This is a genomic window from Streptomyces sp. 2131.1, from assembly GCF_900105515.1.
Classification (GTDB): domain Bacteria; phylum Actinomycetota; class Actinomycetes; order Streptomycetales; family Streptomycetaceae; genus Streptomyces; species Streptomyces drozdowiczii.
In genome coordinates this window covers 5,171,185-5,198,130 of record NZ_FNSY01000001.1, presented here as the reverse complement: position 1 = coordinate 5,198,130, position 26,946 = coordinate 5,171,185, and the positions used below count along the sequence as shown (strand labels likewise).

Genomic DNA, 26,946 nt, shown 5'->3' with positions numbered 1-26,946 from the left:
ACCCCCCTCCTCACCGGAAGGCGGCGATCATGACCGACCCCGTAGGAAAGCTTCCGAGCGAGCTCGACCAGCTCCCGGACCGCGACCCCGAGGAGACCGCTGAATGGGCGGCCTCCCTGGATGCCGTCACCAAGGCCGCGGGCCCGCACCGTGCCGCGTACCTCATGCGGCGCTCGCTCCAGCACGCCGAGGGCGCCGGTCTCGCGCTGCCCAAGCTGCTGGAGACCGACTACGTCAACTCCATCCCGACCGCCGCGGAGCCCGACTTCGACGGTGACCTGGAGATGGAGTCGAGGATCACCGCGTGGAACCGCTGGAACGCGGCCGCGATGGTCACCCGTGGCGCCCGCTTCGGCGTCGGCGGCCACATCGCCACCTTCGCCTCGGCGGCCTGGCTGTACGAGACCGGCTTCAACCACTTCTTCCGCGGCAAGGAGGGGGACGGCTCCGGCGACCAGCTGTACGTGCAGGGCCACGCCTCCCCCGGCATCTACGCCCGCGCCTTCCTCGACGGCCGGCTCAGCGAGCAGCAGCTCGACAACTTCCGCCAGGAGGCGGGCGGCGACGGTCTGCCCTCCTACCCGCACCCGCGGCGGCTGCCCTGGCTGTGGGAGTTCCCCACGGTCTCCATGGGCCTCGGCCCGCTCTCGGCGATCTACCAGGCGCGCTTCAACCGCTACCTCGCCAACCGCAACATCAAGGACACGTCGAACTCGCACGTCTGGGCCTTCCTGGGCGACGGCGAGATGGACGAGCCCGAGTCGACCGCCGCCCTCGCGCTGGCGGCCCGCGAGAAGCTCGACAACCTGACCTTCGTCATCAACTGCAACCTGCAGCGCCTCGACGGTCCGGTCCGCGCCAACTTCCGCGTCGTGCAGGAGCTGGAGGGCGCCTTCCGCGGCGCCGGCTGGAACGTCATCAAGACGCTCTGGGGCAACGCCTGGGACGAGCTGTTCCAGCTCGACACCACGGGCGCGCTGGTACGCCGGCTGCGCGAGGTACCGGACGCGCAGTTCCAGACATACGCCACCCGCGACGTCGCGTACATCCGCGAGCACTTCTTCGGCGCCGAACCCGCTCTCGCCGAGCTGGCGAAACTGCTCACCGACGCGAAGATCGCCGAGTGTTTCTACACCTCCCGCGGCGGCCACGAGGCCCGCAAGGTGTACGCGGCCTACCGCGCGGCCGTCGAGCACAAGGGCGCGCCGACCGTGATCCTCGCCCAGACGGTGAAGGGCTACACGCTCGGCAAGGGCTTCGAGTCCAAGAACGCCAACCACCAGATGAAGAAGCTGTCGATCGACGAGTTCAAGGGCATGCGCGAGCTGCTCGGCCTCCCGATCCCGGACAGCGCCTTCGCCGACGGCCTGGTCCCCTACGGCCACCCGGGCGCCGACTCCCCCGAGGTCCGCTACCTCCAGGAGCGCCGCGCCGCCCTCGGCGGCCCCGCCCCGGCCCGCCGGGTGCACGCGGTGGCGCTGCCCGAGCCCGAGGAGCGCGCGTTCGCCGCGCTCAAGAAGGGCTCCGGCAAGCAGGAGATGGCCACCACCATGGCCTTCGTCCGCCTGGTCAAGGACCTGATGCGGGACAAGCAGACCGGCAAGCGCTGGGTGCCGATCGTCCCGGACGAGGCCCGCACCTTCGGCATGGAGTCGCTGTTCCCCTCCGCCGGCATCTACTCGCCGCTGGGCCAGACGTACGAGCCGGTCGACCGCGACCAGCTGATGTACTACAAGGAGGCCAAGGACGGCCAGATCCTCAACGAGGGGATCACCGAGGCCGGCGCCATGGCCGACTTCATCGCCGCCGCGTCGTCGTACGCGACGCACGGCGAGACGATGATCCCGTTCTACATCTTCTACTCGATGTTCGGCTGGCAGCGGACCGGCGACCAGATGTGGCAGCTCGCCGACCAGCTCGGCAAGGGCTTCATCGTCGGCGCCACCGCCGGCCGTACGACCCTGACGGGCGAGGGCCTCCAGCACGCGGACGGCCACTCGCACCTGATCGCCGCCACCAACCCGGCGTCGCTCAACTACGACCCGGCGTTCGCGTACGAGATCGCGGTCATCGTCAAGGACGGCCTGCGGCGGATGTACGGCCCCGAGGCCGAGGACGTCTTCTACTACCTGACGGTCTACAACGAGCCGAAGCAGCAGCCCGCGATGCCGGAAGGCGTCGAGGAGGGCATCGTCAAGGGCCTGTACCGCTTCAAGGAGGGCACGCCCGGCGCGGCGGACGCCCCCCGCGCCCAGCTGCTGGCCTCCGGTACGGCGATCCACTGGGCCCTGGAGGCCCAGGAGCTGCTTGCCGCCGACTGGGGTGTCACGGCCGACGTCTGGTCCGCGACGTCCTGGGGCGAGCTGCGCCGCGAGGCGCTGGAGTGCGACGAGGCGCTGCTCCGCGGCGAGGAACGGGTGCCGTACGTGACGCAGGCGCTGGAGGGCGCTCCGGGTCCCGTCGTCGCGGTCAGCGACTGGATGCGCGCGGTGCCGGACCAGATCAGCCAGTGGGTCGAGCAGGACTGGTCCTCGCTCGGCACGGACGGCTTCGGTCTCTCCGACACCCGTGACGCGGCCCGCCGCCACTTCGGCGTCGACGCCCAGTCCGTCGTCGTCGCCACGCTGGCCCAGCTGGCCCGGCGCGGCGAGGTGCCGGCGACCGCCGTCAAGGAGGCCCGGGACCGCTACGGTCTCTGAGCGTGATCAGGCCCGTCCGGGGTGAGGCTTTGTCCTCAATCGCCGGACGGGCCTGATTCTGCCGCGCCACAGTCCAGCCACAATGGCCGCATGCGTGCTGCCCGGCTGATCCGTATGGTGCTGCTCCTCCAGGCCCGCCCCGGCATGACCGCCGCCGAGCTGTCCCGGGAGCTGGAGGTGTCCGAGCGGACCGTCACGCGGGACGCCCAGGCCCTCTCCGAGGCCGGTGTCCCGGTGTACGCGGAGCGGGGCCGGGCCGGCGGCTACCGGCTCGTCGGCGGCTACCGCACCGGGCTGACCGGTCTCGCCCGCGACGAGGCCGAGGCGCTCTTCCTGTCCGGCCTGCCCTCCGCCCTGCGCGAGATGGGGCTCGCGGACGCCGCGTCGGCCGCCCGGCTCAAGGTGTCGGCGGCCCTGACCCCCGCGCTGCGGGACGCCCCGGCGGGGGCCGGCCGGCGCTTCCACCTGGACGCGCCCGGCTGGTACCAGGAGCCGGTCACCCCCGACCTGCTGCCCGCCGTGGCCGACGCCGTGTGGCGCGACCGGCTGCTGCTCGCCCGCTACCGCCGGGCCGGCCGGGACACCGACGCCGAACGGGAGCTGGCCCCGTACGGGCTCGTCCTGAAGGCGGGCGTCTGGTACCTGTGCGCCCGTGCGGACGACGAGTTCCGGGTCTACCGCATCGACCGGTTCACCGCCGTGACCGTCTCGGGTACGCCGTTCGTCCGGGACGAGGGTTTCGACCTGCCCGCCTTCTGGGAAGAGCGCTCGGCCGCGTTCGCCCGCTCCCTGCTGCGTACGGAGGTGACGCTGCGGCTCTCGGAGGCGGCCGTGCGGCGGCTGCCGCACATCGTGGACCGGGCCGCCGCCCGGGAGGCGCTGGAGGCGGCCGGGGCGCCCGACGGGGACGGCCGGGTCACCGTCACCCTGGCGGTCGAGTCCCCGGACGTCGCGTACGGCCAGCTGCTGGGCCTCGGACCGGAGTTGGAGGTCCTGGAACCGCCCGCCCTGCGGGAGAGGTTCGCGGCGGCCGCGGCCCGCCTGCACGCCCTCTACGGGGGCACGCCCTGACGGGTCCGGATCGGTGTCTGGGCGTGCGCGGGCCGCCCCGAGGGCAGATGCTGGACCCGTGATGGACGAGACCGAGTTCTGGGAGCTGATCGACAGCACGCGCGAGGCCGCCGACGGCGACCCCGAGGACCACGCCGACCTGCTCATCGACAAGCTGGTGCTGCTCGACCCCGAATCCGTGCTGGACTTCGCCCGGCACTTCGAGGCCCGCTTCAACCGCGCCTACCGCTGGGACCTGTGGGGCGCGGCGGCCATCCTGCTCGGCGGCGCGGGCGACGACGCCTTCGACTACTTCCGCTGCTGGCTGATCGGCCGGGGCCGGGAGGTCTTCGAGGGCGCCGTGCACGACCCGGACACCCTGGCCGGGCTGCTCGACTCCTTCGACGAGGAGCTGGACGGCGACGGCGAGGAGCTGGGGTACGCGGCCGACGAGGCGTACGAACAGCTCACCGGGGTCGTCGCGCCCGACCTCGGACTGCCGCCGCAGGCCGACGAGCCGGAGGGCACGCCGCTGGACCCGGACGACGACGCGGCCCTGGCGGCCCGGCTGCCCGCGCTGTGGAAGCGGTTCGGCGGCTGAGCGCGCCCGTCACGGGGTGAGCGGGCGGCCCATCATCACGTCGTCCACGTACCGCCCGTTCAGGAAGAACTCGCCCGGCAGCACGCCCTCGACGGTGAAGCCCTCCGCCTCGTACAGCGCGCGGGCGGGCGCGTTGTGGCCGAGGACCCGCAGCGTGATCCGGCTCGCGCCCTCGTCGCGCGCCGCGGCGCAGGCCGCCCGGATCAGGGCCCGCCCGATCCCCCGGCCGCGCGCCCAGTGCGCCACGGCGAGGCCCTGTATCTGCCGGACGTGCGCGTTGCAGGCCAGCGGGGTCGGCGGCACCACGCGTATGTAGCCGGCCGGCACCGGCTCCCCCGACTCGTCCGGCGTCTCCGCCACCAGGATGTCCCGGGGCGGGTGCCGCTCGTCGAAGAACGGCTCGTACGGCGGCTGCGGGCGCGGCTGCACCGCGTGCAGCGTCGACCAGGTGGCACGGTCCAGCTCGCCGAGGGCGGGGCCGTCGCCGGGCACGGCGCGGCGGACGACGGGGACGGCGGGAATGGCGGATTCGGTCATGGCCGCCACTGTGCCACGGCCGTGTACGGCGGCACGGGTGGGGCAGGATGGACGCCATGCCGCACTCCCGTATCGCCGTCACCGGATCGACCGGACTCATCGGAGCGGCGCTCGTGCGCTCGCTGCGCGCCGACGGGCACGAGGTGGTCCGCCTCGTGCGCCACCCCGCGCGGGCCGGCGACGAGGTGGAGTGGGACCCGAAGCGCGAGTACGTGGACGTGGCCGGCCTGGTCGGCTGCGACGCCGTCGTCCACCTCGCCGGGGCCGGGGTCGGCGACCACCGCTGGACCGACGCGTACAAGAGGGAGATCCGGGACAGCCGGGTGCTGGGCACCGCCGCCATCGCGGACGCCGTCGCCTCGCTCGACACCCCGCCCGCCGTGCTGCTGTCCGGGTCCGCGATCGGCTTCTACGGGGACACCGGCGACCGGGCGGTCGACGAGGACGCGCCTCCCGGCGACGGGTTCCTGCCGTCGGTGTGCGTGGAGTGGGAGGAGGCCACCGCGGCCGCCGAGGAGGCGGGGGTGCGTACGGTGCACGCCCGCACCGGCCTGGTGGTGGCCCAGGAGGGCGGCGCATGGGGCCGGCTCTTCCCGCTGTTCCGGGCGGGCCTCGGCGGCCGGCTGGGCGACGGGCGGCAGTACTGGAGCTTCATCGCGCTGCACGACCACATCGCGGCGCTGCGGCACATCCTGGACACCCCGGAGCTGTCCGGGCCGGTGAACCTGACCGGTCCCGCGCCCGCCACCAACGCCGAGGTGACCGCCGCGATGGGGCGTGTGCTGCGGCGGCCGACGCTGTTCCCGGTGCCCGCGCCGGCGCTGCGGGTCGCGCTGGGCGAGTTCGCCGGGGACGTGCTGGGCAGTCAGCGGGTGCTGCCCGCCCGCCTGCTGGACTCCGGCTTCACGTTCGCCTTCCCCGGCGCCGACGCCGCGATCCGGTCCGCCCTGCACTGATCGTTCGGACGGGTGTGCGACCCCGTGCATCGGTGCTCCGGTACGCGCGCGACTGCGCGGGATCGGGCCACTCTCCTAGCCTCCTGACGAACTCACGCATTCCGGTGGTCGGTTGAGGGCAAGAGCCCCCCACCACTTTGCGCCGAATCGGGGAGGGCACGTGCTCAGCACGGCACACCACGCGGACGTCGTCATCATCGGGGCCGGGATCGCCGGCCTGTCGGCGGCCCGCCGACTGACCAGCGCGGGAGTCAGTGTCAGCGTCCTGGAGGCCGGCCCCGGCGTCGGCGGCCGGATGACGACCGACGAGGTGGACGGGTTCCGCCTCGACCGCATCGGCCCGCTGCTCAACACCGCCTACCCGGAGCTGCGCACCACACCCGGGCTCGACGGGCTCGCCCTGCGCACCTTCGATCCCGGGGTCCTCGTCCACAGCGAGGGCCGCCGCCACCGCACCGGCGAGACCCGCCGCGTACCGGGCGCACGGGGCGCGCTCAAGGCGGCGCGCGCCCTCGCGCACGCCCCTCGGCCGCCACGCCCGGGCGCCCTCACCGGGGCCATGGGCGGTGCCATCGACCACGCCCGGCTCGGCGTGGCCCTGGCCCGGCTGGCGGCCACCCCCACGGCCCGCGTCCTCGACCGCCCCGAACGTGCCGCGCTCGACGCCCTGACCGGCCGGCTGTCCTCCCGCACGCTCAACGGCTTCGTACGCCCCCTGCTCACCGCACTGCTCAGCGACCCGGACCTCACCACCTCCAGCCGCTGCGCCGACCTCGCCCTGCGCACCTACGCGAGCGGACGGCTGTGTGTACCGGAGGGCGGGGCGGGTACGCTGCCGGCGCTCCTCGCCGCTTCCCTGCCGCCCGGCACCATACGCACCGGAGTGCACGTCACCTCGGCCGACATCACCTCCGTACGCACCAAGGAACACGGCGAACTGGGCTGCCGCTCCCTGCTGGTGGCCACCGGTGCGAGCGCCGCCGCCGAGCTGCTGCCGGGCCTGCGGCTGCCGTCCTTCCACCCCGTCACGGTGCTCCACCACACCGCCCCGGCTCCCCCGCCGACCGGCGCCTCACTGCTCCTGGACGCCGACCGCTCGGGCCCCGTCGCCCACACCGCCGTGATGAGCGCCGTCGACCCGGCCCGCGCGCCGCGGGGCCGGGCCCTGATCAGCTCCACGGTTCTCGGCACCCCGCCCGACGACTTGGACCGCACGGTACGCGCCCACCTGGCCACGCTCTACGGCGTGCCCACCGACGACTGGGAGCTGCTGGCCGCCCACCACGACCCGGAGGCCGTACCCGCGATGCCGGCCCCGCACGACCCTCACCGCCCCGTCCGGCTCCTCGCCGGCCTCTACGTCTGCGGCGACCACCGCGACACCGGCACCGTCCAGGGCGCCCTGGCCTCGGGCCACCGCGCCGCCGCCTCGATCCTCAGCGACCTCGGCGTACGCCCGGCCACCGGGGACGCGCCGGCGCTCCCCGAGGCGGCCTGACCGCACACAGGGCCCGGGTCAGCCCAGCGCCGCCACCCGCTCCCGGTAGCCCCGGACGGCGGCGGCGTCCCGGAAGGGCTCCAGCCGGCGCTCGAAGTCCCGCACGTACTCCGTGGCCCGCGCCGAACGCATCTCGGCCGCCTGCTGAGCCGCCTCCGCGCCCAGCCGGCACGCCTGGTCCAGCTCCCCGAGCCCGAGCCGGGCGGACGCCAGCACCACCCGGCAGAACAGCCTGCTCCGGGCGTACGCGGGGGCGCGCAGCTGGAGCGCGCGCTCCGCGTACTGGGCGGCCGGCCGGTACTGCTGGAGGTCGCGGTGGCAGTGCCCGAACTCGTCGGCGAGCTGCGCCTCGTCGAAGTGGCGCGCCCAGTGCGGCACCTCGTCGCCCGGCCGGGCGGCCTCCAGCGCGCGCTCCGCCCGGGCCAGGGAGGCCGTGCACGCCTTGGCGTCCCCGAGCACCGCGTGCCCGCGCGCCTCCACCGCGTGCAGCAGGGCCATGACGGTGTGCGGCGCGGCCGAGCCGATGCCCTGCTGGGCCACCCGGGCCAGCTGCACCGCTTCCCGCCCGTGCGCGAGGTAGACCGCCTGACGGCTCATGGTGATCAGCACATAGCTGCCGTACGCCCGGTCCCCGGCCGCCTGCGAGAGCCGCAGCGACTGTACGAAGTAGCGCTGGGCCAGCCCGTGCGCCGCGATGTCGTACGAGGTCCAGCCGGCCAGCCGGGTCAGGTCGGCGGCGGCCGCGAACAGCCGCCGCCCGGTCGCCTCCCCGTACGTGCCCCGCAGCATCGGCTCCGTCTCGTGCTCCAGGTACCGCACGAGGGCCTGCCGGGCGTGCCCGCCGCCGTAGGCGTGGTCGAGGGTGCGGAAGAGCTCGGCGACCGAACGCAGCGCGGCGACGTCCCCCTCGCCGACCCTGAGCCCCGAACCCCGCTCGGTCTGCCGCTGCCGGGGCACACCGGTGGCGGCCGGGGCGCCGGGCGGCGCGGGCGCCCCGCCGGGCCGCGAGGGCACCGGCCCCCGCACGCCGTGCCGCCCGCCGCCCTGTTCGGGCACGACGGCCCCGTGCGCCGCGTACGAGGCGGGCACGACCGGGACCTGCGCACCGGCCGCGGGCCTCACGGCACCGGCCCTCACGGGCGCGCCGGGCGCCGGCCTGCCGACCCACTCGTCCGCCCGGCCGATCAGCCAGTCCCGGCTGGGGACGACGAGACCGGCCGGGGTGAACGCGATCTTCCGCAGCTCGGTCTGGCTGCCCGAGTCCTTGCGCCACAGCCCGCTGACGATGTCGACCGCCTCGGCCGGGGTCGCCGCGAACTCCAGACCCGCGTAGACCGGGGCGCATGCGTCCAGGCCCAGGTCCTGCGCGGAGAGGCGGCGGCCCAGGCGCCGCGTGAAGACCTCGGCGATCAGCGCGGGCGTGGTGCCCCGGGGCTGCTGGCCCCGCAGCCAGCGGGTCACGGAGGTCTTGTCGTACCGCAGGTCGAGGCCGTGTTCGAGGCCGAGCTGGTCCACCCGGCGGGCGAGGCCGGCGTTGGAGAAACCGGCCTCGGTGATGAGCGCCGCGAGCCGGCGGTTGGGCGTGCGCTGCGGAGGTCGTTCCGACATCAGCTGTAGGGTCTCCTGCCTTCGGGGGCGGGGCGGGCAGCCCTCGGGGCCTCCTCTGACGAACGGCGCGAATTTAGCCGTCGCCCGGGCGGCCGCCGCACCATTCGCTCCACATTCATCCGATCGTGTGAGGATTGTGGACGGCGCTGACGGGAAGACCTGCCGGGCCCACGCGCAGAGGCCGGTCGTACAGTGACTGGGGCGCGATTCGTGCAGGGTGACGCGGCCCGGGGACACCCCCCGGCCCACGGCACCGCGAGGAGAGAGGCTGCTTCCGTGACTGAGCTCCGGTTCGTCCGTATGGGATTCGGCGAGAACGCCGTCGACTACCAGGAGGCGTGGCAGAAGCAGCGCGAGGTGCACGCGGCACGGTTCGAGGACACCGTCCCGGACACCTGCCTGCTCCTGGAACACCCGCCCGTCTACACCGCGGGCAGGCGCACGGCCGACAGCGAGCGCCCCCTCGACGGCACCCCCGTCATCGACGTGGACCGCGGCGGCAAGATCACCTGGCACGGCCCCGGCCAGCTCGTCGGCTACCCGATCCAGAAGCTCCCGCGCCCCGTCGACGTCGTCGCCCACGTGCGCCGCCTGGAGGACGCCCTCATCCGCACCGCCGCCGAGTTCGGCGTCGAGACCAGCCGCGTCGAGGGCCGCAGCGGCGTCTGGGTCCTCGGGGACCCCGTCGAGCAGCGCCCCGCCCTCGGCGGCCTCACGCTCGACTTCGACCCGCGCCTGGCGGACGAGGAGTTCGACCCCCGGCTCAACGGCCCGGAGTACGCCCCCTCCAACGCCGGACAGCGCCGCGAGGACCGCAAGCTCGCCGCGATCGGCATCCGGGTCGCCAAGGGCGTCACCATGCACGGCTTCTCGTTCAACGTGAACCCCGACAACACCTGGTTCGACCGGATCGTGCCCTGCGGCATCCGGGACGCCGGTGTCACCTCGCTCAGCTACGAACTCGGCCGCGACATCACCATCGCCGAGGTCCTCCCCGTCGTCGAGAGGCACCTCCGGGACATCCTGGAGAACGCCGAACTCGCCCCCCGTACGATCGAACGCACCGGCGACGCCATGGCCACGGCGTGACCCACGGAACACGCCTCCGGGAATAGGCCCCGCCTGCCCCAGGTTGGGCAGACGTACAACCGAATGAACTACGGGCGTACCCTGGTGTTCGCCGAAGAATCCAATGCAGTGAAAGCAAAGGGGAGTGCCGGAGTGTCTGTCGCACCCGACGGGCGCAAGATGCTGCGCCTCGAGGTCCGGAACAGCCAGACCCCCATCGAGCGCAAGCCCGAGTGGATCAAGACGCGGGCGAAGATGGGCCCCGAGTACAACCAGCTGCAGAAACTCGTCAAGAGCGAGGGCCTGCACACGGTGTGCCAGGAGGCCGGCTGCCCCAACATCTTCGAGTGCTGGGAGGACCGCGAGGCCACGTTCCTCATCGGCGGCGACCAGTGCACCCGGCGCTGTGACTTCTGCCAGATCGACACGGGCAAGCCGCAGGCCCTGGACCGGGACGAACCCCGCCGTGTCGGCGAGTCGGTCGTCACGATGGACCTGAACTACGCCACCATCACCGGCGTCGCCCGCGACGACCTGGAGGACGGCGGCTCCTGGCTGTACGCGGAGACCGTGCGCCAGATCCACGCGCTGACCGCGGACCGGGAGGCCGGCCGCACCAAGGTCGAGCTGCTGATCCCCGACTTCAACGCCGAGCCCGAGCAGCTCGCCGAGGTCTTCTCCTCGCGCCCCGAGGTGCTCGCGCACAACGTGGAGACGGTGCCGCGCATCTTCAAGCGCATCCGCCCCGGCTTCCGCTACGAGCGGTCCCTGGAGGTCATCACCCGCGCTCGCGAGGCCGGCCTGGTGACCAAGTCGAACCTGATCCTCGGCATGGGCGAGACCCGCGAAGAGGTCAGCGAGGCGCTCCAGGACCTGTACGACGCGGGCTGCGAGCTCATCACGATCACGCAGTACCTGCGGCCGTCGGTGCGCCACCACCCCGTCGAGCGCTGGGTCAAGCCCGACGAGTTCGTCGAGCTGAAGGACGAGGCCGACGCGATCGGGTACTCGGGCGTCATGTCCGGACCGCTCGTCCGCTCCTCGTACCGCGCGGGCCGGCTGTTCCAGCAGGCGATGGACCGGCGCGAGGCGCAGGTCCCGACGCCCTCCGCGTAAGCACCCCGCAGCATTCCGGCCGGTGGCCGCCCGTGTGAGACCGCACACAGGCGGCCACCGCCGCGCGACGCCCGCAACGACGCGGTCCGGCCGCTCCCCGCAGGTCCGAGAGGCCCCGGGGCGCGGACGGACCGCGTCGGCGTGCGCGGCGCCCGTATCAAGGTTTCATTGGTGTTTGACCGACCGGTCATGCGCTGGTAACACCGAACAGTGACCCTGGATGAACGCGCAGCGCGATGACGTGGTGACTCCGTCCACCACCGTCTCCCCCGCGCGACGTCTCCAGTCCGCGCAGCACACGCAGATCGTTTCCGAGGGGACTTCCACGATGCAGGCCGCGCCGGTACGCGCCACCGTCATCCCGACCGTCACCGATGCCCTCCGCGCCGTCGAGTCGCTGCTGCTCAGCAGCGGCCAGCGCACCGCCCGCCGCAACGCCTGGACGGCCGTCCTGGAGGACCGCCGCCGGGCCGAGGACCGGGTCGAGTCCGGCTACGTGCCGGAACGGGAGGCCGTGGCCGCCCGCCGTTCCCGGGCCACGTAAACTTCATCGCATGGCGAGGAAGGCAAACACCACTGAAGGCGCGGACAGCGCCGAGAACGCGGGGCGGCTCAAGCAGATCGCTCTGACCTACAAGATGACCAGGCGGTCCGACTCCAAGATCGGTCTTGTGGTCGCGGGTGTGGGAATCGTCACCTTCGGTGTCATCCTCGCGATCGGTTTTCTGATCGACCACCCGATCTACCTGGGCATCCTGGGCTTCGTGCTCGCCCTCCTCGCGATGGCGATCGTCTTCGGACGCCGCGCCGAGCGCGCCGCCTTCGGGCAGATGGAGGGCCAGCCGGGCGCCGCGGCGGCCGTGCTGGACCGCGTGGGCCGCGGCTGGACGACGACCCCCGCGGTCGCGATGAACCGCAGCCAGGACGTCGTCCACCGCGCCGTGGGCAAGGCGGGCATCGTGCTGGTCGCCGAGGGCAACCCGAACCGGGTGAAGAGCCTGCTCGCGGCCGAGAAGAAGAAGATGGCCCGCATCGTGGTGGACGTCCCCGTCCACGACATCATCGTCGGCAACGGCGAGGGCCAGGTGCCCCTGAAGAAGGTCCGCACCAAGATGCTCAAGCTCCCCCGCGTCCTGACCGGCCCCCAGGTGACGGCCGCCAACGACCGCCTCCGCGCGATGGGGGACCTCATGAGCAACATGCCCCTCCCGAAGGGGCCCATGCCGAAGGGCATGCGGATGCCGCGCGGCAAGATGCGCTGACTCGTCCGGAGAAGCGAAGAGGGCGGGCCGTGAACCACGTGGTTCACGGCCCGCCCTCTTCGCGCTTCCCTGCGCCTCAGATGCGGACCTGGACCGCGCGGGCCAGGCGGTCGTGGAGGCCGCGGCCGTCTCGGTCCCAGACCAGGGCGGGGATGGCCAGGCAGAGGAGCACGCTGCGGATGAGGACGCGTACGAGGCCGAGGCGGCCGCCGTCCTCGGAGATGACGCGGATGCCCACGATGCGCTTGCCCGGGGTGCAGCCGATCGTGCCGACCGTGAGGACGCTCATCACGAGGAAGATGCCGAGTGCCCAGTTGCCGGACGCCTGCTGGTCACCGCGAGCGAACAGTCCGTATGCGATCAGCATGCACAGGGCCCAGTCGATGAAGAGGGCCCCGAAGCGCCGGCCGAGCGGGGCGATGGCCCCGGGGCCCTGCTCGGGGAGGCCGAGCCGCTTGCCCCGGTGGCCGAAGTCGGCGCCCATCTCCTCGGCGGCCGCGCGCGGCCCGGAGAGCCACGATCCGATTGCTTGCCTGTTGTCCACCCGAACACGGTACTGCGCCGGGCCGTGCGCCTTCCCCGGTGGGTGCCGTCCCACTCCTCGTCCCATTCCTCGGACACCCGTTTGAAACGGGTGAGAAACCCGCGAGGCAGGGGGAAGGAGGCAGTGCGAAGACCATGGGACGGCCCGTCGCACTCGCGCCGGTTAACTTCGGCGAAACAAATGGGTCATGCTTGAGAAATCCGGTCTGCCTATGGTCGGGTCCAGCGTGTGCCACCGCACTGGTCACACAACGAGCTGCAACCCCGTCCCTCCCGGGCCGGGAGTAGGAGGAGTTGGATGTTCCAGAACGCCGACGACGCGAAGAAGTTCATCGCCGACAACGACGTCAAGTTCATCGATGTCCGGTTCTGCGACCTGCCCGGTGTGATGCAGCACGTCACCGTGCCGGCGGCGACCTTCAACCCGGCCGACGAGCTTGCCTTCGACGGCTCGTCGATCCGCGGCTTCCAGGCCATCCACGAGTCCGACATGGCGCTCCGCGCGGACCTGTCGACCGCCCGGGTCGACCCCTTCCGGCGCGACAAGACCGTCAACATCAACTTCTTCATCCACGACCCGATCACCGGCGAGCAGTACAGCCGTGACCCGCGGAACGTGGCCAAGAAGGCGGAGGCGTACCTCGCCTCCACGGGCTTCGCCGACACCGCCTACTTCGGTCCCGAGGCCGAGTTCTACGTCTTCGACAACGTCCGCTTCCAGACGTCGGCGAACGAGAGCTTCTACCACATCGACTCCGAGGCCGGCGCCTGGAACACCGGTGCGGTCGAGAACAACCGCGGCTACAAGGTCCGCTACAAGGGCGGCTACTTCCCGGTCTCGCCGGTCGACCACTTCGCCGACCTGCGCGCCGAGATGTCCCTGGAGCTGCAGAACAGCGGCCTGGAGATCGAGCGCCAGCACCACGAGGTCGGCACCGGCGGCCAGGCGGAGATCAACTACAAGTTCAACACGCTGCTCGCCGCGGCCGACGACCTGATGCTCTTCAAGTACATCGTGAAGAACGTCGCCTGGCGCAACGGCAAGACCGCGACCTTCATGCCGAAGCCGATCTTCGGCGACAACGGCTCGGGCATGCACGTCCACCAGTCCCTGTGGGCCGGCGGCGACCCGCTGTTCTACGACGAGCAGGGTTACGCGGGCCTGTCGGACATGGCGCGCTACTACATCGGCGGCATCCTGAAGCACGCCCCGTCGCTGCTGGCCTTCACCAACCCGACGGTGAACTCCTACCACCGCCTGGTGCCGGGCTTCGAGGCGCCGGTCAACATGGTGTACTCGCAGCGCAACCGCTCCGCCGCGATGCGCATCCCGATCACGGGCTCCAACCCGAAGGCCAAGCGCGTCGAGTTCCGCGCCCCGGACCCGTCGTCCAACCCGTACCTGGCGTTCTCGGCGCTCCTGATGGCCGGCCTGGACGGCATCAAGAACAAGATCGAGCCCGCCGAGCCGATCGACAAGGACCTGTACGAGCTGGCTCCCGAGGAGCACGCCAACGTCCAGCAGGTCCCGACGTCCCTCCCGGCCGTCCTGGACGCCCTCGAGGCCGACAACGAGTACCTCCAGGCCGGCGGCGTCTTCACGTCCGACCTGATCGAGACGTGGATCGACTACAAGCGCACGAACGAGATCGCCCCGATCCAGCTGCGCCCGCACCCGCACGAGTTCGAGCTGTACTTCGACCTCTAGACCGCGGATCGCGCACACGCCGGGCCGGGCCCGCTCCTCCTCGACGGAGGGGCGGGCCCGGCCCGTTTACGTCCGGGTCCGGTGGCTCAGGGGCGGTGCCGGCGGATGCTCAGGTACGCGTAGCTCTCCCCCGGGCGCGGGGCGCGGGTCCAGGAGCGGGTGGGGAAGCTGTGGAGGGCGCCGCGGGAGAGGGCGAAGCGGGGCAGGGAGAGGTTGAGTTCGGTGTGGAGGGCCGTCAGGAAGCGGCGTTCGTTGGCGAGGGGGGTGTCCTCGGGGCGGATGAGCCGGTCGGGAGCCAGGGCCTCGGGTATCTCTCCGAAGCGCTGGATTTCTGCGCCCCGGACCGTGAACGCGTAGAGCTCGCGACCCTGTTCGGCGACGGAGAGGTGGAAGGCGGAGCGGGCGGGATCGGGGTCCTCGCGCCGGGGCTCGTTCCAGACCACGACCGCCCGGCCGGTGGCGGAGGCGGCCACGGAGGGCGGAGCGAGGCGGTCGCCCGGCAGGTGGGACTCGCCGTCGAAGGCGAAGGACCAGCCCTCGGCGGTGCGGCCGACGCTGACCGTGGCCCGGCTTTCCCACGGCTCGGCGTCGTCGAGACCCTGTCGGTCGCGTCGGTGGTACGCGGTCATGCGGACGTTCATGGGGGCGCCGAGAGTGGCGCCCTCCGCGCCGAGGAGTGCGGGCAGGCGGTCCGGGGACACGTCCTCCACCCAGACGCAGCGGTAGCCGGAGAAGGACGGCTGGTAGGTGTCGGGCTCGGTGAGCCAGAGGAGGCCTGGCGGGTCGAGGTCCGGAACGGGGACGGGGGCGGGGCCGCGTTCGCCGGAGCGGGGAGTGGCGAGGAGTTCGGCGCCGCGCTCCGGGGTGAGCAGCGGGCCGAGGTACGGGTCGGCGACCAGGCCGACCGGGGCGATCAGCGAGGGGCCGGTGGTCTCCCAGTCCGGAAGGCCGGCGCGCAGCGTGCGCCAGGCGGCGTCCGTCGCACCCCAGCGGGCCTCGTCCCGGGCGCGGGCGACGGCCAGGCCCCAGGCGCCGTCGGGTGCGTAGCGGTGGGTGCCGTCCCGGACGGCGCCGAGGAGGGCCTCGGCCGTCTCGCGGGGGACGCCCCGCGCGGCGATCATCCCGAGCCAGTGGCCGTCCCCGCCCGGCCGCCGCCCCGTACCCCGGCCGGGCTCCAGGGCCTGCACGGGCAGGAACTCGGACAGGTAGCGGGGGTCGCCGACCAGCATGCCGTAGTCCTGGTGGCCGCTCGGGGCGAGGAACTGCCGGATCTGCTGGAGCAGCACACGGCTGTGCGGCCGGCCGAAGGACTGCGCGTCCTCCAGCAGCGGCACGGCCTCCTCGTACCGTCCGCACAGGGCCAGCCGCCTGGCCTCCTCGACACCGGCGTCCTGGGCGCGCGTGGTCGCGTTCACGAAGCCGGGCTGTGCGGCGCGGTCGCCGTGGAAGTGCCGGTACATGTCCTCCATGAACGCGCGGAACGAGGCGTAGCGCTCCGGGTACTCACCGCCCCAGCCCTTGTAGACGTACAGGGCCCATTCGCCGTCCTCGTCGGTGTCGCCCGGGTCGAGGAGCGCGTACGACATGTCGGAGTCGGTCTCCAGGCGCAGCGCGCGGGTCCACATCCCGGCCATCAGGACCTCTTCGGGGCGCGGATTCTCGCCGAGGTTCTCCTCGTACATCGGGGTCATACCGAAGGGGTCCCCGAACCACTCGATGTCCTCGGCGCCGCCGAGCCGGTAGATCCCGGCGGTCTGGTCCACCTGCCATCCGTTGCTCGCGGCCAGGAACGCCCGGTACGAGGACGGCAGCCGCTGCCCGAGGCGGGCCTCGGCGGCGGCGATCTCGGCCTCGGCCGCCCCCGGTACGCCGAGCGGGCGCGGCCCCTCTTCGCCCGCCTCCTCGTCGTCCTCGGCCGGAATCCACTCGTCCTGCCAGCGCCCCAGGAATTCGCGCCAGTCAAAAGATCCTCTGCTCATGGCCGGATGGTGTCATCCGGCACCGACAACAACGCCGCCGTGCCCCGTCCGGGCGGCTGGGTCGGTGGAAGGGCCCGGAGACCTGGTGGGCCCTCGGCGGTGCGGGCGCTTCTGGATCGTGGCTGACCAAGGCCCGGGGCGGCTCGCGGAGGGGCGCCGCACTATTCGATTGCGGCGGGTTCCCGGCATGGACATGCTGTGCGACGTCAGGATGCCGGCTGTCGCCTGGGGGCGGGGACTCGATGACCGTACAAGCCGGATTCGGCTCCGATCGTGCCGAGAGGGGGGAGAGCCGGGCTGCCTTCGGGCTCTTCTACACGTCGTTCCTCGTGTCCGCCATGGGCGACGCCTTCCGGCTTCTCGCCGTCAACGTGTGGATCTTCACCGCCACCTCGGGCTCGACCGGCGCCCGGCTGCTCGTGGTGCTGCTGGCGAATCTGCCCGGGATGCTGCTCGGTGGCCTCTCGGGGGTCATCGCGGACCGGTACGACAAGTACAACGTGCTCGTCGTTTCCGACCTGGTCCGTACGGGGGTGGGCCTCGGGCTCGCGTGGTGTGCGCTCGATTCGCGTACGGTCCCCGCGCTCGTCCTGATCGCGGTGGGCAACGGCGTCGGCGTCTTCTTCAACAGTTCGTCGTTCTCGCTGCTGCCGCGGCTGGTGAGCGCGGAGCGGCTGCCGCGTGCCAACGGGTTCATGGAGACCGGGCAGTGGGTCGTGCAGATCGTCGGGCCGTCCCTCGCCGCGATCACCCTGGCGACCGGCTCCGCGAGCCTCGCCTTCGTCGTCGACAGCGCGTCGTTCGTCGTGTCCGCCGTGATCCTCCGGAGCCTGCGCCGGGTGCTGAAGGCGCCCGGGGCGCCCGGGCCCCTGCCGGTGGCCGCCGAACCGGGCGAGGACGGGGAGGAGAAGAGCGGCGGTCACTGGGCGGACTTCCCCGACGGCGTCAGGATCATCCGGCGGAGCAGGGACATCCGTGCGCTGCTGCTCGCGTCGTACGGGATCGCGTTCCTGACCGCCTGCACGAGCTACGGGCTGATCTTCGTCGTCGCGCGCACCTTCGCGCTGGACGCCTCGGCTCTCGGGTACATCTACTCGCTGAACGGCGTGGTCGCGGTGATCGCGGCGGTGCTGGCCACCGCGCTGGCGAAGCAGGCGTTCCTGGGGCGGCTCATGGCGGTGTCGATGCTGGGGCTGTGCGTGGCGCAGGTGGTCATGGGGGTGGCGCCGAACATCTACGTGCTGGGGGTGGGGGTGGCCGTCAGCGCGCTCGCCAACGCCCCGTACAACGTGTCGGTGACGTCCCTGTTCATGAGCAGGATTCCGGCCGCGTATCTCGGCCGGGTCGAGGGCATCGACACGATGATCGACAACTTCATCAGCGTCTGCGGGTTCGTGGCGGCCTCGGTGATCGTCATGTGGTGGAACCCGCAGGCGGTCTTCCTGATCTCGGCCGCCGTCGCCCTCCCCAGCCTGGTACTCGCCCTCAGGCACATGGCCGGGGAGAGCGCCGAGTAGCTCAGTGGCCGCCCGTCAGCTCGCCGCTCAGCGTGTTGTGCAGGGCGGCGCTCGGCCGGTTGAGGCCCACGATCTCGACGGTCTTGCCGCGCTGGGCGTACTTCGTCCCGATGGCGTCCAGGGCCGCGACCGACGAGGCGTCCCAGATGTGGGTGGCCGAGAGGTCGATGACGACCTTGTCGGGGTCGGTGGCGTACGCGAAGCGGGTGACCAGGTCGTTGGAGGAGGCGAAGAAGAGCTCGCCGGTGACGGAGTAGACGACCTGGCCGCCGTCCGGGTCGACGACCGCGGTGACGTCGGCGAGGTGGGCGACGCGGCGGGCGAAGATCACCATGGCGGTGACCGAGCCGACGACGACGCCGATCGCCAGGTTGGACGTGGCGACGACGATGGCCACGGTGATGACCATGACGGCGGTCTCGCCGACCGGCATGCGGCGCAGGGTCTTCGGGGCGATGGAGTGCCAGTCGAACGTGGCGAAGGAGACCATCACCATCACGGCGACCAGCGCGGCCATCGGGATGTCGGAGACGACCGGGCCGAAGGCGATGCAGAGCACCATCAGGAAGGAGCCGGCGAGGAAGGTGGACAGCCGGGTGCGGGCTCCGGAGACGCGGACGTTGATCATCGTCTGGCCGATCATGGCGCAGCCGCCCATGCCGCCGAAGAAGCCGGTGACGATGTTGGCGACGCCCTGCCCGACGGACTCGCGGGTCTTGTTGGAGCGGGTGTCCGTGATGTCGTCGACCAGTTGGGCGGTCATCAGGGACTCCATGAGGCCGACCAGCGCCATCGCCAGGGCGTAGGGGGCGATGGTCGTCAGGGTGTCCAGGGTGAACGGCACGTCGGGGAGGCCCGGGACCGGGAGCGAGGAGGGCAGGTCGCCCTTGTCGCCCACGCTCGGGACCGCGAGCCCGGCTGCCAGGGTGATCGTGGTGAGGACGACGATGGAGACCAGGGGCGCCGGGATCACCCGGGTGACCTTCGGGAAGAACACCATCAGGAGCAGGCCGCCCGCGATCAGCGGGTAGACCTCCCACGGCACGTCGTGCATCTCGGGCACCTGGGCCATGAAGATCAGGATCGCCAGGGCGTTGACGAAGCCCGTCATCACGGAGCGCGGCACGAACCGCATCAGCTTGGCGACGCCGAGGGCGCCCAGCAGGATCTGGAAGAGGCCGGCCAGGATCACGGTAGCGACCAGGTAGCCGAAGCCGTGCTCGCGGTTGACCGGGGCGATCACCAGGGCGACGGCGCCCGTGGCGGCGGAGATCATCGCGCGGCGGCCGCCGACGACCGAGATCGTGACCGCCATGGTGAACGAGGCGAAGAGGCCGATCGCGGGGTCCACGCCGGCGATGATCGAGAAGGAGATGGCCTCCGGGATCAGGGCGAGGGCGACGACGAGTCCGGCGAGGACCTCGGTGCGCCACACCTTGGGGTCGGCGATCCAGTCGGGCTTGAGGGCGCGCAGCCGGAGCGCGGGCGTGGTGGAGGAGGACAAGGAGGCGTACCTGTCGGTCGGGGGGCGTCCACCGGTCCGCGGTGGCCGGGCGTGGAACCTGCACACGCGTACGCGCGCGTCCTCGGGCGCCAAACAACTGTACACACCCGGCCGGTGCCCCTAGGGTCGTGTCCGTGAACACCGGACCGGCGATACGCCATGCACGGAACGGCTACCCGGTGGTGGGCTGAGCCCCCGCCGGAAGCGCCCCGTCGGGCGATCCGCCCCTCTCGCGCGAGGACCTCCCTCCGACTCGTACAGCGTGCGTTTTTCCCCTGTGCCGAGCCGTAGAGATCAAGAGGTCGTCAAGTATGTCCGTTTCGTTCAACCACACCATCATCGCCGCCGTGGACCGCCATGCGTCCGCGCGGTTCTTCCGGGAGCTGCTGGAGCTGGACGAGGCTCCTTCCTGGGGGCCGTTCGTCAACATCCAGTTGGAGCACGGCGTGCTGCTCCAGTTCGCCGAGCCGCCGGTGGAGATCCAGATGCAGCATTACGCGTTCCTCCTCGACGACGAGCTGTTCGACCGGGCCTGTGCGCGGCTGGTCGAGGGCGGGATCGAGCACTGGGCGGATCCGCAGATGAAGCGGTCCGGTGAGACCAACACCGAGCACGGCGGGCGGGGCGTCTACTTCAAGGACCCGGCCGGACACGCGATCGAGCTGATCACGCGGCCGTACCTGTAGTTCTCCAGCCGGACGGACGCGGAGGGGTCGCGGTGCGGAGCCGGAGGGCGGAGGCTGGGTGGATGAGTGAGCAGGTGCCGCCCGGCGATCCGGTCCCGCCGCAGCCTCCCCGGCGGCGGGTGTGGCCGTGGGTGGTGCTGCTGGTCGCGGTGCTGCTGGCGCTCGCCGCGGGCGCGGTCACGGCGGTGCTGTCGGACGTGGTCCGCTCCGAGGGGTCGCGGAAGGTGCACATCCGGTACGAGGTGACGGGGACCGCCCGGGACGTGGTGCTCACCTACAGCACGTGGCGGGGTGAGGAGCTGTCGACGGGGCGGCTGGCGCTGCGGTCGCTGCCGTGGGCCGGGGAGCTGGACAGCAAGGGCTTCCTGAGCGGCGGCTCGTTCGTGGTGAGCGTGGGCCGGGGCGGCGGCGACGTGTCGTGCGCGGTGACCGTGGACGGGGGTGCGCGGCGTACGGACTCGGCGTCGGGCGCGTTCGCGACGGCGACCTGCGACGGGTACTGAGAGGGCGGGCCCCGGAAGGAATCCGGGGCCCGCCCCTCGTCGGTCAGCGGCCGTAGCGGATCAGGGCGCGGACCATGCGGCAGGTGGTGTCGGACGGCGGGTGGATGCCGAGGCGCTCGGCGGTGGTGCGTATCCGGGCGTTGTTCGCGGTGGACGGGATGTAGACGCCGGTGTCGAGCAGGGCGATGGCGAGGCGCATCGCCTTCAGCCGGCGGTTGTGCGAGACGTACCACTCACGCGGGCGGCCGGCGGGGAGCGGCTTCTTGGTCAGCGGCTGGTGCAGGGGCTTGTCGAGCGGCTTGGTCGTGACTGCGGCAACGGCCATGGGCAACCTCCTGGCACGGTGGCGGAACTCGTCGGAACCCTCACGATCTGACTCCCATTCTACTGCCCGGCACTGACAATCGGCCCTGGCCAGAGGGGTTTTCGGGCATCCCGGGGGAGCCCGTCCCGTACCTTTGGCCCCATGGAGATCTGGATCAATCCCGCGTGTTCCAAGTGCCGCAGCGCGGTGCGGCTGCTCGACGCGGAGGGGGCCGACTACACGGTCCGCCGTTACCTGGAGGACGTGCCGTCGCCGGACGAGATCCGGGCGGTGCTCGACCGGCTGGGCCTCGAACCGTGGGACATCACGCGGACGCAGGAGGCGGACGCGAAGGAGCTGGGGCTGAAGGACTGGCCGCGTGACGCGGATGCGCGCGAGCGGTGGATCACCGCCCTCGCCGGACACCCGAAGCTGATCCAGCGACCGATCATCACGGCGGAGGACGGCACGGCGGTCGTGGGCCGGTCGGAGGAGGCGGTACGGGACGCGCTGGGGCGCGGGGCGTCCTAGGCGAGGAACTCGCCCATTCTGCGGTTGAGTTCGGGGGCCGTCGGGGCGTGCAGGGGCAGTGCGTGGTGAGAGACGTCCGGCAGGACGGCCGTCTCCGCCCGGGGCAGCAGCCGGTGCGCGGCGGCGGCCACCCTGTCGGCGTCGTGGGCGCGGCTCCCGCCTGCGAGGAGGACGAGTGTCGGTACGGCGAGTGCGCGCAGGGCCTCCGGCTTCGGGCGGGGTCCGGTGACCGGGCGCGCCGAGGGGAAGCCGGCCGCCTCCTCCCGCAGCCGCAGCCAGTGGGGGTCGAGGGCGGCGCCGCCGGTCTCCCAGTCCAGGAAGGCGCGGGTGCGGGCGGCGTTCGGGCGGAGCAGCATCGGCAGGGCGTGGAGCAGGTAGCCGGGGCGGAAGCCGCTGAAGCAGCCGGTGGGGTCGAGGAGGATCAGCTTCCGGAGCCGGTCGGGTGCGTGCAGGGCGTAGTGGAGGGCGATCCAGCCGCCGTACGAGTGCCCGGCCAGGGCGACCGGTTCCGTGGCGCCCAGGCCGTCCAGCAGTGCGTCGAGCCAGCCGCGGAGGTCGTCGACGCTGCGGATGGGGCGCTCCCCCGCGGTGCTGCGGCCCGGTTCGCCGATGAGGTCGGCGGCGTGGACGCGGTGGGTGCGGCCGAGTGCGGCGGCCTGGGCGTACCAGGCGGTGGAGGTGGCGCCGCCGCCGGGGAGCAGCAGCAGGGGCGGGGCGTCCTCGGGGCCGTAGCTGTTGAGGTGGGTGGTGCCGTACGGGGTCGGGACCGCAGTCGGTGCGGTGCCGGGGGGCCAGGTGGCGGCGACGGTCTCGTCGTAGGCGGCGAGGAACGCCGGGCTCGCGGGCGGGGTGGATGTCATGGGTGCTCCCTTGGACTCCGTACACCTGGATATCATCTCGCTGAGCGAGACAATATCGGGAGGGGCCGGAGATGGGCGAGCAGGGGCCGGAGCTGGAGATCGTGCATCTGCTGCGGCGGGTGACGTCCGAATTCGGGCTGCGGCAGGCGGAGTTCGCGGCGCGGCACGGGATGCATCCCACCGATGTACGCGCGTTGGTGTGCCTGCTGGACGCGGAGCGCGACGGGACGGGGGTCACCGCCGGGCGGCTGGGGGCGGAGCTCGGGCTCAACTCGGCGGGCACGACGGCGCTCATCGACCGGCTGGAGCGGCTGGGGCATCTGACGCGGACGCGCGACGAGCGGGACCGGCGGCGGGTGCTGCTGCGGGTGGCTCCGCAGGCGGTGGAGCTGGGGTGGGAGGCGTTCGGGCCGGCGATCGGGAGCGCGGTGGCGCTACTGCGGGGATTCGACGCGGGGGAGGTCGCGGCGGTACGGCGGTTCCTGGACGGCTTCCTGGCGGCTGTGTCGCAGGGGGGCGCGGCGGGGACCGGCGCCTGACCCCGCCGCGCCCCGGCCCCTACTCCCCCGACCGTGCCCGGGCCTGCGCCTCCGCCTCCGCGAGGAGCTCCGTCAGCCGGAGGCCGAACCGCACGTCGCAGGGGTGGGCCTCGCCCGTGCGTACCGAGGCGATCAGCGCGTCGACCGCCGCGGCGAACGCGTCGACCGCGCCGTCCCAGCCCGGCAGCGAGGCGACGCCGTGCTCGCCCCGGAGGACGACCTCGACCCCGGCGGCGGCCGTCGGGGCGCCCAGGGAGAGCGTCACGGTGCTGGAGGCTCCCGAGGTGTGGCGCAGGACGAGGTGGTGGACGTCGGAGGGGCCGCGGGCGGCGGTGAGTCCGGTGACGTCGCCCAGGAGCGGGATCAGGACCGAGAGGGCGTGCGGCCCGACGTCCCAGAGCCCGCCCCGCTCGCGGCGCCAGGGCGACGCGGCGTACTCGCTGTCGCTGCCCGGGGCCCACAGTGCGCCGATCCAGTCGGCGCGGGCGGTGAACCAGTCGCCCACCGCACTCTGTTCGGCGATCCAGGCAGCGGTCTGCGGGGCGAACCTGAGCGTGCAGAACACGACGGACGCCACCCGGGCCTGCTCGGCGGCCTCGGCGACCTCGCGGGCACCGGCGACCGTGGTGGCGACCGGCTTGTCCATGATCAGGTGGCAGCCGGCCGCGGCGGCGCGGGCGGCGAGCGGGGCCTGCACGTCCGGCGGCAGCGCGAAGGCGACGGCGTCGCTCACGGCGAACAGCTCGTCGAGCCCCGCGTCACCGGAGAACGCGGCGGCGCCGTACTCCCCGGCCAGCTCCTCGGCCGCCTCCGCCCGTCGGCCCCACACCCCGCTGAGTACGACGCCGGGGTGGGCGGCGAGCGCGGGTGCGTGGGTGTTGCGGGCCCAGGGTCCGGTGCCGGCGAGGCCGATGCGCAGGGGGGTCTCGGGTGTCGTCATGGGTCCAGTGTGACGGGTGGTGGGCCCGGGACCGAGTCCCCGGCGCACCACCGCGCCCCGCAATGCGGTGGCGTCTCCCGCGCCCGAGCGGATACGTTGGCGGGGCCGGCCGCGGGACTCCGGTGCGACTTCCGGGACTTGCCTCTGAAGCAATAATTTCGCTGCTCGCGCCCCCATTCCCCGGCCGGCTTCCGCATGCGCGTACCGCCGTACGGAACACCACGGGGGACCCACCATGACGACTGCCGCCACCGAGACCTTCGCCGACCTGGTCGCCGCCGAGGACGTGCTCCTCTTCGTCAACGCCGCGATCACCGCGACCGGACAGCGCGAATTCCGCTCGGAGGCGTACCGGCAGCGGCTCTCGCTCGGCTTCCTGCACGAGTACGTACGCGTCAACTACCGCCGGGTGTACGCCGCTTCGCTCGCCCTGGACATCAACGACCACAACGCCGTACGCGTCGTGCGCGGACTGCTGGAGCACGCGGGCGAGGCGTCGCCCGTGCAGAAGCGCACCGAGGGGCAGCTGATCGCGGCCCGGCTGGCGAAGCTGCCGCCGCAGCGGGTCTACCGGCTGTTCCGGGAGCTGCGCGCGGCGAAGGTGAACAACCGGCGGACCCGGGCGATCACGCGGGACTGGCTGGCGGCCCGGCCGGACGCGGCGCACGACGCGGTGAAGTACCGCGCCGGGCTGAAGACCGCCGTCCGCCACGCACACCTGCCGCTCGACGGGGAGTTGGGAACGTTCCTGTTCCGGCCGGGGACGCTGCCGCGCTACGAGCACCGGCTGCTGGACGCCTGGCGCCGGGCGCACTACGAGCAGGGCGCGGTCGGCGAACTGCCGTTCACCGTCGCGGAGGGCTTCGCGGCCCGGCACGGGATGGGGCGCGAGGCGTTCGTGGAGCGGATGGCGCCCCGCATGACCCGGCTGGAGCGGCTGCGCACCCAGGGGCAGCGGGCAGCCGGTGCGGACGGGCTGCCGGCGGGTGTCGATCTGACGGTGATGCCGCTGACCCGGCTCGCCCTGTACGTCCTGTCGCTGGACCGGGAAGCGCGGGTGCGGCACCGGGCGGAGCTGACCGGTGCCCTGCGTGCGGCGGCCCGCCGGGCGGCCGGGCCGCATGCCGGGAGCTGGGGCCGGGTGGCCGCCGTGCTGGACGACAGCTACTCCTCCTCGGGTTCGGGCGAGAAGCGCCGGCGTCCGCTCGCCGTGGCGCTGGCCTGCCACTTCCTGCTGGAGGCGCTCGCCGCCCCCGGCGCGTACACCCCGCTCTGGACGACCGGCACCCGCGATCCGCTGCTCGTGCGCCCGTGGGGGCCGACGCCGCTGGGCACCCGGATCATCGACGCCCTGGAGCACGGACCGGAGCGGCTGGTCATCGTCTCGGACGGCTGGGACAACGCGCCGCCGGGGCTGGCGGGCGAGGTGTTGCGGGTGTGGCGGACGCGGCTCGACCGGGACCGGCGGACGGCGGTGGTGCATGTGAACCCCGTATACGACGCGGACGGTTTTGACGTGCGGCGGCTGTCGGCCGGCGTGCCGACGGCGGGCATCCGGGACGCGGAGGACCTGCCGGCGCTGGTGGAGATCGCGCGGTTCTCCGAGGGGCGCACGGGGCCCGCCGAGCTGTACGCGTATCTGGACCGGCAGGTCGCCCGGTTCACGACGGACGACGAGGCGGGAGGGGTGCGGTGAACAAGCTGGAGCTGACCGGGCTGACCGCCCGTCCCTCGCAGGTGTGGGGCGGCATCCGGCTGGTGCCTCTGGTGCGCGAGACTCCCGTCGAGGGGCTGCGGCTGCACCGGGAGGTGTACGGCGGCCTCGGCGCGGGGGCGGTGGAGGTGGGTCCGCGTACCCACTACACCTCGTACATCCCGCACGGTTTCGTCGCCGACTGGTCCGGCGAGGGGGCTGAGAGCGCCGCGTACGGGACGCAGTTCGGCGCCGAGGACGGCGCTCCGGCCCGGACCGTACGGCTGCCGCGCCACCGCCACCACCGGCTCGCCAAGCGGCGGCCCGGTGACCGGCTGCGGTTCCTGCCGCTGCATCTGGCACTGGAGGGCTATCTCGCCCTGCACTTCGGGGGCCCGTCGACCGCCTGGGAGGAGTGGTCCCGGCAGGCGCTGCGGGACGGGCTGTCGCCGCGCGCCGAGGACGCGTACCTGGGGTGGTCGGTACGCGGGCTGGGCGACGCGCTGCGGGCGTTCGAGATCCACCCGGGCCAGTGCGGGGTGATGGTGTACGCGGCCGACGCCCTGGCCGCCGCCTTCGCCGTCCCGCACCCCGACGACTACCGGCTTCTGCATCCGACGCTGGTGGAGGACCTGTACGGGGAGCTGGTGCACCAGTACGCGTGGTTCGGGGCGCCGGTTCCGGAGTTCGGGGCGCGCATCGCGGACGGGCCGCACCTGCGGACGCTCGACGCGCTGCGGGCGGCCGCGCGGGAGCAGGAACGGGCGTGGTCCGATGCGCACGGGACGCTGTTCGCGCGCGACCTGCTGGACGGCTCGTACGGCTTCGACCAGGTGTACCGGATGGGGGAGTTCACGCTGTGGCGGTTCCTGCCGCCCTTCGTACGCGACGGCGGCGGGCAGCACATCGGCGAGACGATCACCGACCACAAGGGCCGGGTGGCCTACCTGAAGACGTTCCGCCTGTCCGACGCGCAGGTCCGGCGCGGCCACCTCCTGCAACGCCTGGCCGGCGCGGACTGGCGGCTCCCGGACGCCGCGCGGGCGCTGGGGACCAGCGAGGAAGAGCTGCGGCGGCGGATCAGGAGCGCGGGCTTCGAGGCGCTGCTGCGGCACCGCTGAGGGGCCGGGCGGCCGGGGAACACCGCCGGAAACCTCGGTAACACGGGGTTCACACGAGGGCAACGGTCGGGAAATCGCGGCTTGCGAAGCTTCGGCGCATAGACCGCAGCACCCGCAAAGGAT

The 26,946-nt window shown here is 72.8% G+C and carries 25 protein-coding genes; 17 read left to right on the top strand and 8 right to left on the bottom strand.

From position 1 onward, the window contains the following. The first annotated feature begins 29 nt into the window (after window positions 1–29). The 3 genes from aceE (at window position 30) to BLW14_RS23335 (ending at window position 4,350) form a co-directional block, all read left to right on the top strand. Window positions 30–2,699 (top strand): pyruvate dehydrogenase (acetyl-transferring), homodimeric type, encoded by a 2,670-nt coding sequence (aceE, locus tag BLW14_RS23345; RefSeq protein WP_093709146.1) that lies wholly within the window; start codon window positions 30–32, stop codon window positions 2,697–2,699. A gap of 90 nt (window positions 2,700–2,789) precedes the next feature. Further along, the gene (locus BLW14_RS23340; protein ID WP_093709145.1) at window positions 2,790–3,770 is read left to right on the top strand and encodes a helix-turn-helix transcriptional regulator; all 981 of its coding nucleotides are present in this window, start codon (window positions 2,790–2,792) and stop codon (window positions 3,768–3,770) included. Between the two features lie 61 nt (window positions 3,771–3,831). Then, on the top strand, window positions 3,832–4,350 hold the full coding sequence (locus tag BLW14_RS23335; protein WP_093709144.1) for a DUF4240 domain-containing protein: 519 nt from the start codon (window positions 3,832–3,834) through the stop codon (window positions 4,348–4,350). 9 nt (window positions 4,351–4,359) lie between these two features. On the opposite strand, the gene BLW14_RS23330 is transcribed toward BLW14_RS23335, so the two are convergent. Next, on the bottom strand, window positions 4,360–4,887 hold the full coding sequence (locus tag BLW14_RS23330) for a GNAT family N-acetyltransferase (RefSeq protein WP_093709143.1): 528 nt from the start codon (window positions 4,885–4,887) through the stop codon (window positions 4,360–4,362). A 56-nt stretch (window positions 4,888–4,943) separates the two neighbouring features. On the opposite strand from BLW14_RS23330, the gene BLW14_RS23325 reads away from it, so the two are divergent. Both BLW14_RS23325 and BLW14_RS23320 read left to right on the top strand, forming a co-directional pair. Then, window positions 4,944–5,843 carry a TIGR01777 family oxidoreductase gene (locus BLW14_RS23325; RefSeq protein WP_093709142.1) on the top strand — a complete coding sequence of 300 codons (900 nt, stop codon included), beginning with the start codon at window positions 4,944–4,946 and terminating at the stop codon, window positions 5,841–5,843. A gap of 160 nt (window positions 5,844–6,003) precedes the next feature. Next, entirely contained in the window at window positions 6,004–7,341 is a 1,338-nt protein-coding gene (locus BLW14_RS23320; RefSeq protein WP_093709141.1) for an NAD(P)/FAD-dependent oxidoreductase, read from the top strand. Window positions 7,342–7,359: 18 nt separating this feature from the next. On the opposite strand, the gene BLW14_RS23315 is transcribed toward BLW14_RS23320, so the two are convergent. Continuing rightward, window positions 7,360–8,949 (bottom strand): NsdA family TPR-like regulatory protein, encoded by a 1,590-nt coding sequence (locus tag BLW14_RS23315; RefSeq protein ID WP_093709140.1) that lies wholly within the window; start codon window positions 8,947–8,949, stop codon window positions 7,360–7,362. A gap of 276 nt (window positions 8,950–9,225) precedes the next feature. Between BLW14_RS23315 and lipB the strand changes: the two genes are divergently transcribed. The 4 genes from lipB (at window position 9,226) to BLW14_RS23295 (ending at window position 12,395) form a co-directional block, all read left to right on the top strand. Then, complete coding sequence (gene lipB, locus BLW14_RS23310; RefSeq protein ID WP_093709139.1) at window positions 9,226–10,038, top strand: lipoyl(octanoyl) transferase LipB; 813 nt, start codon at window positions 9,226–9,228, stop codon at window positions 10,036–10,038. Window positions 10,039–10,197: 159 nt separating this feature from the next. Beyond that, on the top strand, window positions 10,198–11,133 hold the full coding sequence (gene lipA / locus BLW14_RS23305) for a lipoyl synthase (RefSeq protein WP_093709138.1): 936 nt from the start codon (window positions 10,198–10,200) through the stop codon (window positions 11,131–11,133). Window positions 11,134–11,461: 328 nt separating this feature from the next. After that, window positions 11,462–11,677 carry an SCO2195 family GlnR-regulated protein gene (locus BLW14_RS23300; protein ID WP_093710827.1) on the top strand — a complete coding sequence of 72 codons (216 nt, stop codon included), beginning with the start codon at window positions 11,462–11,464 and terminating at the stop codon, window positions 11,675–11,677. 10 nt (window positions 11,678–11,687) lie between these two features. Next, entirely contained in the window at window positions 11,688–12,395 is a 708-nt protein-coding gene (locus BLW14_RS23295; protein ID WP_093709137.1) for a DUF4191 domain-containing protein, read from the top strand. A 76-nt stretch (window positions 12,396–12,471) separates the two neighbouring features. Here the strand turns inward: BLW14_RS23295 and BLW14_RS23290 are convergent, their stop codons facing one another. Next, window positions 12,472–12,939 carry an RDD family protein gene (locus BLW14_RS23290; RefSeq protein WP_177154074.1) on the bottom strand — a complete coding sequence of 156 codons (468 nt, stop codon included), beginning with the start codon at window positions 12,937–12,939 and terminating at the stop codon, window positions 12,472–12,474. 297 nt (window positions 12,940–13,236) lie between these two features. On the opposite strand from BLW14_RS23290, the gene glnA reads away from it, so the two are divergent. After that, on the top strand, window positions 13,237–14,646 hold the full coding sequence (gene glnA / locus BLW14_RS23285; protein WP_093709135.1) for a type I glutamate--ammonia ligase: 1,410 nt from the start codon (window positions 13,237–13,239) through the stop codon (window positions 14,644–14,646). A gap of 86 nt (window positions 14,647–14,732) precedes the next feature. Here the strand turns inward: glnA and BLW14_RS23280 are convergent, their stop codons facing one another. Beyond that, window positions 14,733–16,625, bottom strand: a complete 1,893-nt coding sequence (locus BLW14_RS23280; RefSeq protein WP_093709134.1) for an SMI1/KNR4 family protein — start codon at window positions 16,623–16,625, stop codon at window positions 14,733–14,735. 242 nt (window positions 16,626–16,867) lie between these two features. Between BLW14_RS23280 and BLW14_RS23275 the strand changes: the two genes are divergently transcribed. Then, entirely contained in the window at window positions 16,868–18,142 is a 1,275-nt protein-coding gene (locus tag BLW14_RS23275) for an MFS transporter (protein ID WP_093709133.1), read from the top strand. A 1-nt stretch (window position 18,143) separates the two neighbouring features. On the opposite strand, the gene BLW14_RS23270 is transcribed toward BLW14_RS23275, so the two are convergent. Continuing rightward, entirely contained in the window at window positions 18,144–19,646 is a 1,503-nt protein-coding gene (locus BLW14_RS23270) for a SulP family inorganic anion transporter (protein ID WP_093709132.1), read from the bottom strand. A 311-nt stretch (window positions 19,647–19,957) separates the two neighbouring features. On the opposite strand from BLW14_RS23270, the gene BLW14_RS23265 reads away from it, so the two are divergent. Further along, window positions 19,958–20,332, top strand: coding sequence for a VOC family protein (locus BLW14_RS23265; protein WP_093709131.1), 375 nt, complete (start codon window positions 19,958–19,960; stop codon window positions 20,330–20,332). A gap of 62 nt (window positions 20,333–20,394) precedes the next feature. After that, window positions 20,395–20,835, top strand: a complete 441-nt coding sequence (locus BLW14_RS23260) for a hypothetical protein (RefSeq protein ID WP_093709130.1) — start codon at window positions 20,395–20,397, stop codon at window positions 20,833–20,835. Between the two features lie 43 nt (window positions 20,836–20,878). Here BLW14_RS23260 and BLW14_RS23255 read toward each other — a convergent pair whose 3' ends face one another. Then, window positions 20,879–21,160, bottom strand: coding sequence for a hypothetical protein (locus tag BLW14_RS23255; protein WP_093709129.1), 282 nt, complete (start codon window positions 21,158–21,160; stop codon window positions 20,879–20,881). Window positions 21,161–21,301: 141 nt separating this feature from the next. Between BLW14_RS23255 and BLW14_RS23250 the strand changes: the two genes are divergently transcribed. Continuing rightward, entirely contained in the window at window positions 21,302–21,670 is a 369-nt protein-coding gene (locus BLW14_RS23250; protein WP_093709128.1) for an arsenate reductase family protein, read from the top strand. On the opposite strand, the gene BLW14_RS23245 is transcribed toward BLW14_RS23250, so the two are convergent. Then, window positions 21,667–22,530 (bottom strand): alpha/beta fold hydrolase, encoded by an 864-nt coding sequence (locus BLW14_RS23245; RefSeq protein WP_093709127.1) that lies wholly within the window; start codon window positions 22,528–22,530, stop codon window positions 21,667–21,669. The genes BLW14_RS23250 and BLW14_RS23245 overlap by 4 nt on opposite strands. A gap of 71 nt (window positions 22,531–22,601) precedes the next feature. Here BLW14_RS23245 and BLW14_RS23240 point away from each other — a divergent pair, with 71 nt between their 5' ends. Beyond that, window positions 22,602–23,069 (top strand): MarR family transcriptional regulator, encoded by a 468-nt coding sequence (locus tag BLW14_RS23240; RefSeq protein WP_093709126.1) that lies wholly within the window; start codon window positions 22,602–22,604, stop codon window positions 23,067–23,069. Window positions 23,070–23,088: 19 nt separating this feature from the next. Here the strand turns inward: BLW14_RS23240 and BLW14_RS23235 are convergent, their stop codons facing one another. Continuing rightward, complete coding sequence (locus BLW14_RS23235; protein WP_093709125.1) at window positions 23,089–24,009, bottom strand: Gfo/Idh/MocA family protein; 921 nt, start codon at window positions 24,007–24,009, stop codon at window positions 23,089–23,091. A gap of 235 nt (window positions 24,010–24,244) precedes the next feature. Between BLW14_RS23235 and BLW14_RS23230 the strand changes: the two genes are divergently transcribed. Both BLW14_RS23230 and BLW14_RS23225 read left to right on the top strand, forming a co-directional pair. After that, on the top strand, window positions 24,245–25,705 hold the full coding sequence (locus BLW14_RS23230; RefSeq protein ID WP_093709124.1) for a hypothetical protein: 1,461 nt from the start codon (window positions 24,245–24,247) through the stop codon (window positions 25,703–25,705). Next, the gene (locus tag BLW14_RS23225; RefSeq protein ID WP_093709123.1) at window positions 25,702–26,823 is read left to right on the top strand and encodes an ARPP-2 domain-containing protein; all 1,122 of its coding nucleotides are present in this window, start codon (window positions 25,702–25,704) and stop codon (window positions 26,821–26,823) included. Before BLW14_RS23230 ends, BLW14_RS23225 begins: the two co-directional genes overlap by 4 nt. The last annotated feature ends 123 nt before the right edge of the window (window positions 26,824–26,946 follow it).